This is a genomic window from Streptomyces sp. HSW2009, assembly GCF_040240285.1.
Taxonomy (GTDB): Bacteria; Actinomycetota; Actinomycetes; order Streptomycetales; family Streptomycetaceae; genus Streptomyces.
Genome location: NZ_JBEHZD010000357.1, coordinates 1 through 8,507, shown reverse-complemented (window position 1 = coordinate 8,507; position 8,507 = coordinate 1). Strand labels below are relative to the sequence as shown.

At 73.9% G+C, this 8,507-nt stretch carries 8 protein-coding genes and 2 pseudogenes; 6 read left to right on the top strand and 4 right to left on the bottom strand.

Translation table 11 applies throughout. The features are described 5' to 3' along the window. Window positions 1-99: 99 nt before the first annotated feature. A complete protein-coding gene (locus tag AAHZ94_RS23205; protein ID WP_349994919.1) occupies window positions 100-963 on the bottom strand; it encodes an NAD(P)H-binding protein in 864 nt (287 codons plus the stop codon). Between the two features lie 103 nt (window positions 964-1,066). Here AAHZ94_RS23205 and AAHZ94_RS23200 point away from each other — a divergent pair. After that, window positions 1,067-1,996, top strand: a pseudogene (locus tag AAHZ94_RS23200) (AraC family transcriptional regulator); the annotation flags it as partial. A 529-nt stretch (window positions 1,997-2,525) separates the two neighbouring features. Here AAHZ94_RS23200 and AAHZ94_RS23195 read toward each other — a convergent pair. After that, on the bottom strand, window positions 2,526-3,494 hold the full coding sequence (locus tag AAHZ94_RS23195; protein ID WP_349994917.1) for a helix-turn-helix domain-containing protein: 969 nt from the start codon (window positions 3,492-3,494) through the stop codon (window positions 2,526-2,528). Window positions 3,495-3,782: 288 nt separating this feature from the next. Here AAHZ94_RS23195 and AAHZ94_RS23190 point away from each other — a divergent pair, with 288 nt between their 5' ends. After that, window positions 3,783-4,214 carry an ATP-binding protein gene (locus AAHZ94_RS23190; RefSeq protein WP_349994916.1) on the top strand — a complete coding sequence of 144 codons (432 nt, stop codon included), beginning with the start codon at window positions 3,783-3,785 and terminating at the stop codon, window positions 4,212-4,214. 169 nt (window positions 4,215-4,383) lie between these two features. On the opposite strand, the gene AAHZ94_RS23185 is transcribed toward AAHZ94_RS23190, so the two are convergent. Together AAHZ94_RS23185 and AAHZ94_RS23180 are read right to left on the bottom strand one after the other, a co-directional pair. Next, window positions 4,384-4,758, bottom strand: a complete 375-nt coding sequence (locus tag AAHZ94_RS23185; protein ID WP_349994921.1) for a DUF4259 domain-containing protein — start codon at window positions 4,756-4,758, stop codon at window positions 4,384-4,386. Window positions 4,759-4,989: 231 nt separating this feature from the next. Further along, entirely contained in the window at window positions 4,990-5,334 is a 345-nt protein-coding gene (locus AAHZ94_RS23180) for a cupin domain-containing protein (protein ID WP_349994915.1), read from the bottom strand. A 291-nt stretch (window positions 5,335-5,625) separates the two neighbouring features. Between AAHZ94_RS23180 and cutA the strand changes: the two genes are divergently transcribed. The 4 genes and pseudogenes from cutA to AAHZ94_RS23160 all read left to right on the top strand — a co-directional run. Next, on the top strand, window positions 5,626-6,000 hold the full coding sequence (gene cutA, locus AAHZ94_RS23175) for a divalent-cation tolerance protein CutA (protein ID WP_502964754.1): 375 nt from the start codon (window positions 5,626-5,628) through the stop codon (window positions 5,998-6,000). Window positions 6,001-6,305: 305 nt separating this feature from the next. Next, a complete protein-coding gene (locus tag AAHZ94_RS23170; protein ID WP_349994914.1) occupies window positions 6,306-7,316 on the top strand; it encodes an adenosine deaminase in 1,011 nt (336 codons plus the stop codon). Window positions 7,317-7,401: 85 nt separating this feature from the next. Continuing rightward, on the top strand, window positions 7,402-7,857 hold the full coding sequence (locus tag AAHZ94_RS23165) for a MarR family winged helix-turn-helix transcriptional regulator (RefSeq protein WP_349994913.1): 456 nt from the start codon (window positions 7,402-7,404) through the stop codon (window positions 7,855-7,857). 437 nt (window positions 7,858-8,294) lie between these two features. After that, window positions 8,295-8,507: pseudogene (locus tag AAHZ94_RS23160) on the top strand (hypothetical protein); the annotation flags it as partial.

Sequence of the window (8,507 nt, the reverse complement as noted above, 5' to 3'; positions counted from 1 at the left end):
CCCCCCCCCCCCCCCCCGCCCCCCCCCGCCGCCGCCCGGGGGGGGGGGGGCCCCCCCCCGCCCCGTGCCCGAGCCCGGGCGGCCCGTGGCGCCGGTCGGCTACGCCTTCGGCGCCGCCCACACGCCGGTGGCCGCGGTGGCCTCGATGTACTCGGCGATGTCGCGCGGCTCGCGGCCGAGCGCCCGCTGGACGCCGTCCGACAGATGGGCGTTCCGGCCTTCCCTGATGACCCCGAACAACCGGTTCAACACCGCGATGAGCGGCGGCGGAGTGCCGAGCTGCGTCCACTCGGCGGTGAACTGCTCCTCGCTCAGCGGCACGTAGCTGAGCTCGCGCCCGGCGGCCCGCCCGATCTCGGCGATCGCGTCGCCGAACGTCAGCAGCCGCGGCCCGGACAGCTCGTATATCTCGCCCGCGTGCCCCTCGTCGGTGAGCGCCGCCACCGCCACGTCCGCGATGTCCTCGACGTCGATGAACGGCTCCAGCCCGTCCCCGGTCGAAATCCGCACCTGACCGGCGACGACGGGACGGTAGAAGAAGTCCTCGCTGAAGTTCTGCGCGAACCAACTCGGCCGCAGGATCGTCCACTCGGCGACCCCGGACTCCTGCACCGCCCGCTCGCCGTCGAGCAGTTCGCCGTCCTCGCGGGCCGACAGCAGCACGATGCGGCGCACCCCGGCGGCCACCGCCTGTGCCGCGAACGCCTTGACCGACTCCGCCGAACTCGGGCTCCTCAACTCGCCCGGCGGCACCAGGTACACCGCGCCGACGCCCGCAAGCGCCGGGCCCCAGGTGTCCTCCTCCTCCCAGACGAAGCGGGTGCGGCCGTCCTCGGCGGACCGGGAACCCACCCGCACCGCCGCCCCGCGCGCCCGCAGCCGCTCCACCACACGGCGACCGGTCTTGCCGGTCCCGCCCACCACCAAGAAGTCTGCGTCACGCAGCACGTCGTTCTCTGTCATACGGCCAGTCAACCCGTGCACCAGGCACGGGACCATGGCTGAAAGGCTCGACGGCATGTCCGTCCGTCCACGCGGTGGACAGTTGTGCGTTTACGCTGACGCCATGGATGCGCTCGCCGATCTCCTGGACGGGGCACGGGCCCGTGGCGCCCTGTTCCACCAGTCCATCTTGACCCCACCCTGGTCGCTGCGCTTCCTGCACGGCACGCCGCTGGCGCTGGTCACCATGGTGCGCGGCGACGCCTGGATCGCGCCCGGGGACGGCAGTGCGCCGGTGGCGCTGCGCGCCGGCGACATCGCCATCGTGCGCGGCCCGCAGCCGTACACCCTCTCCGACCGGCCGGGCGCCCCGCCCCAGGTGCTGGTGCACAGCGAGGACTTCTGCACCACGCCGACCGGCGAGGACGTCAGCAAGGCGCTGACGCTGGGGGTGCGGACGTACGGGGAGCACCGGACCGGGTCGGCGCTGCTGCTCAGCGGCGAGTACCAGTTCCCCGGTGACGTGGGGGAGCGGCTGTTGGCCGCGCTGCCGCCGCTGGTGGTGCTCACCGAGGAGTGCTGGGAGTGCCCGCTGATGCCGTTCGTCGCCGAGGAGGTGGCGCGCGACGCACCCGGCCAACAGGTCGTCCTCGACCGGCTGCTCGACCTGCTGTTGATCTCGGTGCTGCGGGCCTGGTTCGCCCGCCCGGAGGCCGAGGTGCCCGGCTGGTACCGGGCGCAGAGCGACCCCGTGGTGGGGCGCGCGCTCCAACTGCTGCACGACGACCCGGCGCACCACTGGACGGTGGCCGAACTCGCCGCGAAGACCGGGGTGTCCCGGGCGGCCCTGGCCCGCCGCTTCACCCGACTCGTGGGCGAGCCGCCGATGACGTACCTCACCGGCTGGCGGATGGCGCTCGCCGCCGACCTGCTGCGCGAGCCGGACATGACGGTGGAGGGCGCCGCCCGCCGGGTCGGGTACGCCAACGCCTTCGCCCTGAGCGTGGCCTTCAAACGGGTCCGCGGCGTGAGCCCGAGCGCCTACCGAGCCGGCGAACAACGCGTCCAGCCGGGGCCGCCCGCCTCGTCCCCGACGGGGTCGGCCGCGCCGGGGGCCGGCGTGGAGCAGCGGCCCGCCGCAGGTCGTGGGGGTGCGGAGCGCCCGCAGGTCGCCGTCGTACCGCCGCCCGGGGCCGCCCGCCGCCCGTCCAGACCCCGCGCGACGGCGCCCCAACCCCAGCTCTGAGCTCGCCGAGGGCCCGGCGGGGGCCCTGTGGGTCTGCGGGCGTTGCGCCCGTGGACCCTTGCCGCGAGGCGTGGGCTCGGAGACGCGCCAGCCCGGAGGTACGGGCCCGGGGCATGGGCCGGAGTCACGAGCCCGAGGCACGGGCCCGGGGTTACGAGCCTGCGGCGGGTGTGGTGTACGAGCAGGACGAGCATGGCCGTACGGGGCCGAGCCTGGAGCTGAGCGCCGGCGGCGGAGGCGGAGGCCGGACCCGACGGCGGCGGGTTCGGGCCCGTACGGCGGGCCCGGTTTCAGGTGAGGGGCCGGGCCCGGGTTTCCGATGGGGGCGCGGGCCCGGTCAGAGCCAGCCGCGGCGGGTCGCCTGAAGGCCGGCCTGGAAGCGGGTCTGAGCGCCCAGCAGGGCCATGAGCTGCGCCACCCGCCGGGTCATCGTGCGCTGGGTGATGCCGAGCGCACGGATGATCGCCGCGTCCTTCATGCCGCTGGCCAGCATGCTCAGCAACTCCCGGTCCCGCTCGTCCAGCGGGCTGTCGGACGGGGCGCTGACCCCGATCGGCGCCGCCCGCTCCCACAGCAGGTCGAAGCAGGTGACGATGGCCGTGAGCAGCGGAGAGGGGCGCACCGCGATGGCGGCCGAGGACTCGGCGGCCTCGAAGACCAGCGGGATCATGGCGCTGGAGCGGTCGGCGACCAGCATCTTCAGCCGGGCCGACGGCAGGCTGCGGGCCTGCTCCCCCTTGGCGACGCAGGCCCAGACGAACTCCATCCGGCCCGGCATCTCCAACGCGGCGGCGTCGTAGATCACCCGGCACTCCACGCCGCGCCGCAACAACTGATCCTCGATCGGGTTGTCGTTGGCGGTCGCGCTGAAGTACGGCGGGCAGTCGATCACCAGCATCTCCCGCTTGGCACCGAGCTGGAGCTGTTCCACCCGGTCCCGCATCGCCAGCGGGCCTTCGACCAGCTCGATCAGGTCCCCGGGGCCACTGGCCGTCGCGCCCTGGAAGCGCACGGCCAGCTCCCGGATGTGGCCGCGCAGCTCCTCCAGCTCACGGTGCCGGCGGTCGGCGAGCGCGTCGAAGGCCACGCCGGGCGGGGCCGCGGTGTACCGGGCGGGGCGGCCGGCGATCCGGGAGATCAGCCCGGCCTCCACCAGTCGCCGCAGCCCGGGCCGCACCTGGGCGGGGGACGCCCCGACGGCCTCGGCGAGCTGCGCCGTCGTACATCGGGGCGTGGAAAGGACACGGAGGTAGAGGGCGCTCTCGATGGCGCCGAGACCCACGGGTTCCAGCAGCGCGTCCGACATCGGCCCAGCATAGGAAGGCCAGACGCGGGCGGCTAGTTGTGGCCATCGTCTAGCTTTCGGCATTCCGGAGGATGGGCATCCACGCTACGGTGCACGGGATTCCATCTGCCCGATTCATCCTGGCCGTGGAGATCTGGGCCAACCACTTGGCGATTGGTCCAGACCGTTGAGCAGAGCCGCTCGCACCGCCTGAACGACGTGCGCACCGAAGACCGCGGGTCGTCCGGCGGGCGCCCGCCGGCCGCAGGAAGGACGCGTGAGGGACGTGAGGGATGTGAACCCGGCGTTATGACCGTCACGAAAACGCCTGGCCTGGCCCAGAGACGCTTCAGTCTGCCGACCGTCGCCGCCTCCGTGCCCAGGGCGCGGCGCGAGGCGCGCACCCTGCTGGCCGCATGGCTCACCGAAGACGAGGACGCCCTCGCCGACGCCGCCCTGCTCGTCCTCAGCGAACTGGTCACCAACAGCGTCCGGCACGCCGCGATCACCTCGCCGATGTCCGACATCGCGCTCACGCTGACGCGTGGTGCGCTGATCGTCGCCGTGCACGACCGGCACCCGGTCATCCCCGCCCCCCGCACCGAGGCCCACGCCGACGGCTGCGGCGGCCGTGGCCTGGCCATCGTCTCCGCCCGCGCGGACGCGGCGGGCGGCGGCCTGTACGTAGTGGCCGACGACGACGGCCGCGGCAAGACGAGCACCGTCCACCTGCCCCGCTAGCCCGCGGCCCGCACCGCGGGACGGGCAACCTCGGGCGCCCCACCCGGGGACGGCCCGACCCCGGGCGCCCCACCGATCGGCGCCCCACTCCGGCGACTCCGGACGCCCCACCCCGCGCGACTCCGGACGCCCCACCGATGGACGCCCATCCGATGGACGCGGCCCGCCGTCAGCGGCCGGCGTCCTGCGCGGCCCCGGCCAACTGGTCGAAGGTGCGTATCAGCACGGTGCGCCGCTCCTCCTTGAAGCCCGGCGATGGTTCGAGCCAGTCGATCGTGCGCTCCCAGACCGCCAGGAAGTCCCGCTTCCAGCCCTCGATGACCTCGGGCTTCGGCAGGTGCTCGGCCGCGTAACCGGCGCTGGCCAGCGCGTACAACAGCTCCAGGTGGCACGGGACGGCATTGCCCCAGTACTCGTCCGGCTCGATCTCCACCAGGTCGCCCGACATCGCCTCGGCGACCTCGCCGACCAGCCGGCCGATCACCAGCGACAGGTGGTCGGCCGCTGTGTCGTTGTCGAAGTTCCCACTGCCCCAGGTGCCCATGACGCCCCCACTGACCGCTCGTTGAGCCCGCATCGCGTACGTCATCTACTTCAGCACGCGGGTCTGACAATCAGGTGTCCGTCTGACTGCGGGGCCACACCGGCGCCGTGCCGTAGCAGTGCCACGGTCGTACGGGACGTACGCAGCCGCGGCCAGCCAGCCGGCCAGCCAGCCAGCCAGCCAGCCAGCCGGCCAGCCGGTCGGTCGGGCTCCGGGCTCAGGGCTCGGGGTTCAGAGTTCGTGCGGGCACTCGGGGGTGGCGGTCACCGCTGTCAGCAGGACCACCGAGTCCTCCACGGCGCGCAGCGAGTGCCGCTCGTGCGGAATGGCCTGGAGCTGGCCGGCGATCAGGTCCTGGTCGCCGCTCTCGCGGCCGGTCAGCCGCACATGGCCGTGCAGCACTTGGAGACTGGCTGCGGGCGGGGCGTTGTGCTCGTCCAGTTCGACGCCGGTGACCAGCGCGATCAGGCTCTGCCGTAGGGGGCCGTCCTTGAGTACCAGATGGGCGCTGCGCCCGTGCGTCTCCGTCCGCGCCGCGTCGAGGTGTTCCCGGGCGAGTGCGGTGAGGTCGTCCATGGACCGTCCTGCCTTTCCAACTCCGCGTGTCCGATTTGACGGTACCCCGGGCTCGGGTGGCCCGCGCGGCTACCGTGGTACCCCGTGGCCGGGCCCGCATGCCGCACGAACGCCGCCGCCCACCGCGGACGGGACCATCGGACGGGCGCACGGGGCGGGCCCCGGCGCGCGAGCTGCGCCGCCCGCCGAGCTGCCCGTTCGCCCGCCCGCCAGCCGAACCGAGCAGACCCGAACCGAGCAGACCTGAGCCGAGCAGACCTGAGTCGAGTCGAGCCGAAGGAGCCGTACACCGTGGCCGAGAACGCCGCCGACCCCACCCGTACACCTGCGGGCGATGCCGCCCCCACCGCCGTCCTCACCGTGTTGACCACCATCGATGCCAGGGAGAAGGCGGACGCGCTGGCCCGTGGCGCGATCACCGCCAGGCTCGCCGCCTGCGCGCAGATCAGCGGACCCGTCACCTCCGTCTACCGCTGGCAGGGCGAGGTGGTCACCGAGCGCGAGTGGCAGGTGCTGCTCAAGACGACGGCCGTACGGTTCGACGCGCTCGCCGCCCACCTGCGCGCGGCGCACGACTACGACACGCCGGAGATCATCGCGACCCCGGTCAGCCACGGCGACCCGGCGTACCTGGCGTGGGTGCACGACGAGACGCAGCCGGAGTGAGCGAGCGGTCCGCCGCGCAGGGCCGCGGCTCGCAGCCCGGCTCACCGCCCGGTTCGGGGCCGGCGGCGGCACCGCCCGGCGCAGGGCCGGCGACACCGCGCTGACCGCGGCTGACCAACTCGCCGACCGCGTTACGCTGGGAGGGCGTTTCCGCAGTTCAGGGCCGTAGCGGCGGCCGTGAACCGAGCGGCGACCGCGGCCGGCGCCCGCTCCACGACGGGCCCGCCCGCCGCTCGCAGAGACCAACACAGCTCACGCAGCTCACCCACCCAGCACAGCAACAGCCAGCAGTAGGAACAGGTGCCATGCCCGACCAGCCCGACCAGCACGCGTCCGCCCTCCCGACCGCCGAACTCCACCTGCACATCGAGGGCACGCTGGAACCGGAACTGGCCTTCGCGCTCGCCCGGCGCAACGGCGTCGCCCTGCCGTACGCGTCCGAGGACGAACTGCGCGCCGCGTACTCCTTCACCGACCTCCAGTCCTTCCTCAACCTGTACTACGCGCTGATGGCCGTGTTGCGCACCGAGGACGACTTCGCCGAGTTGGCGCACGCCTACCTCGCGCGGGCGCGTGCGCAAGGCGTGCGGCACGCCGAGATCTTCTTCGACCCACAGGCCCACACCGCGCGCGGGGTGCCCATCGGCACGGTCATCGACGGGCTGTCCCGGGCCCTGGACGAGGCGCCCCAGCAGTACGGCATCACCACCCGCCTGATCATGTGCTTCCTGCGCGACGAGAGCGCCGAGTCGGCGCTGACCACCTTCGAGGCGGCCCGCCCGTGGCTGCACCGGATCACCGCGGTCGGCCTCGACTCGGCGGAGGTGGGCAACCCGCCGTCGAAGTTCCGCGAGGTCTTCGCCCGGGCCCGGGCCGCCGGCCTCAAGTGCGTCGCACACGCGGGCGAAGAGGGCCCGCCCGGATACGTGTGGGAGGCGCTCGACGTCCTCGGCGTGGACCGGATCGACCACGGGGTGCGCTGCCTGGAGGACGAGGCGCTGGTGGCACGGCTGGTCGCGGACCAGACGCCGCTGACCGTCTGCCCGCTGTCCAACGTGCGACTGCGGGTGTACGAGGACCTCGCCGACCACCCCCTGCCGGCCATGCTCGACGCCGGGCTGCGGGTGACGGTCAACTCCGACGACCCCGCGTACTTCGGCGGCTACGTCGGCGACAACTACACCGCCGTCCGCGATGCGCTCGGCCTCGACGAGGCGGCGCTGCGCACCCTGGCCCGCAACTCCTTCCTCGCGGCCTTCATCGACGAGGAGACCAGGGCCGGCTATCTGGCCGAGGTGGACGCCCACCGGTCCTGACCCGCCCGGGCCCCCGGCCGCACCCCGTGTGACCTGCGTCGCACCGATTGACCTCAACAATGGTTCAACTTCTACGGTCGGGGCCATGGACTTCTCACACAGCGACGAAGAACTGGTCAAGCAGCCCATCGGCTACTGGAGTTGGGCCGCCAGCGACGCGGTCGTCACCTTCATTCGAGCCAGCCTGGCGGACGTCGGGCTCAGCCAACCGCAGTGGTGGACGCTGAACCAGGTGGGCCAGAGCCCGACGGGGCGGACCCGGGACGAGATCACCGCCGTGCTCCAGGGCTACCTGGGCGTCGGCGACAAGCTGCAACCGGACATCGACGACCTGCTGGAGCGTCGTCTGCTCGCGCCGGACACCGCCGACCGGCTCCAGCTCACCGAGGCCGGCACCGCCCTCCTGACCCAGGCGGCCGAGATCCAGGACGCCAACCGCGCGACGATCCACGACGGCGTCACCGACGCGGAGTTCCTGACCACGGTCAAGGTGCTCCAGCGCATGATCCACAACACCGGGGGCAAGGCTTGGCGCCACTGATACACCACTGATGCACCACTGATGCGCCGCTGACGCGCCATGTGACGTACCGCCGCCCGCCGCGCGACCGCCCGCCACGCAACCGGCGGCCGTACGACCGGCGGCCGTACGGGCCCGAGCTCCGGCGCTCCCGCCCACTCGGCCGCCGGCCGGCCACCGGCCCGTACACGTCCCGGGACTGGCCCGTACACGTCGCGGGACTGGCCCGTACACGTCCCGGGACCGGCCCGTACGCATCCCGGGGCCGGCCCGGCGGCGGCCCGACCGGTACGCGGGGGCGGGGCTGACCAGGGCGGTCCGGGTCGCGGCCGGCCGACCCCGGGGACGGGCCCGCGCCCACGCCCCGGCCCCACCCCGCAACCCCACTCCACTCTTCCTCTCACTCCCACCCCCCAACCACCCCACAATGGCCGGATCGAGGCGGTTACGGTCGGGGTATGAACGGCACCCCACCGCCCGCGTCCGACGGCACCCCGCCGCCCGCCCCCGATCGGCCGGAACCGGTCGGGCGGGCCGCCGGAGCCGACCGCCCGCCGGGCCGCCCCGTACCCCCGCGGGGGCCGGCCACCGCCGCGCGGGCCCGGGCGCCCCCCCCCCCGGACGCCGTCCACCGCGGGCGCAAGGCCGCCGGCGACGGCGTCAAGCACACC

Bases quoted from the DNA above. Each gene is read 5' to 3' on its own strand.
- AAHZ94_RS23205 (WP_349994919.1), bottom strand. From the start codon at position 963: ATGACAGAGAACGACGTGCTGCGTGACGCAGACTTCTTGGTGGTGGGC.
- AAHZ94_RS23195 (WP_349994917.1), bottom strand. From the start codon at position 3,494: ATGTCGGACGCGCTGCTGGAACCCGTGGGTCTCGGCGCCATCGAGAGC.
- AAHZ94_RS23190 (WP_349994916.1), top strand. From the start codon at position 3,783: ATGACCGTCACGAAAACGCCTGGCCTGGCCCAGAGACGCTTCAGTCTG.
- AAHZ94_RS23185 (WP_349994921.1), bottom strand. From the start codon at position 4,758: ATGGGCACCTGGGGCAGTGGGAACTTCGACAACGACACAGCGGCCGAC.
- AAHZ94_RS23180 (WP_349994915.1), bottom strand. From the start codon at position 5,334: ATGGACGACCTCACCGCACTCGCCCGGGAACACCTCGACGCGGCGCGG.
- AAHZ94_RS23170 (WP_349994914.1), top strand. From the start codon at position 6,306: ATGCCCGACCAGCCCGACCAGCACGCGTCCGCCCTCCCGACCGCCGAA.
- AAHZ94_RS23165 (WP_349994913.1), top strand. From the start codon at position 7,402: ATGGACTTCTCACACAGCGACGAAGAACTGGTCAAGCAGCCCATCGGC.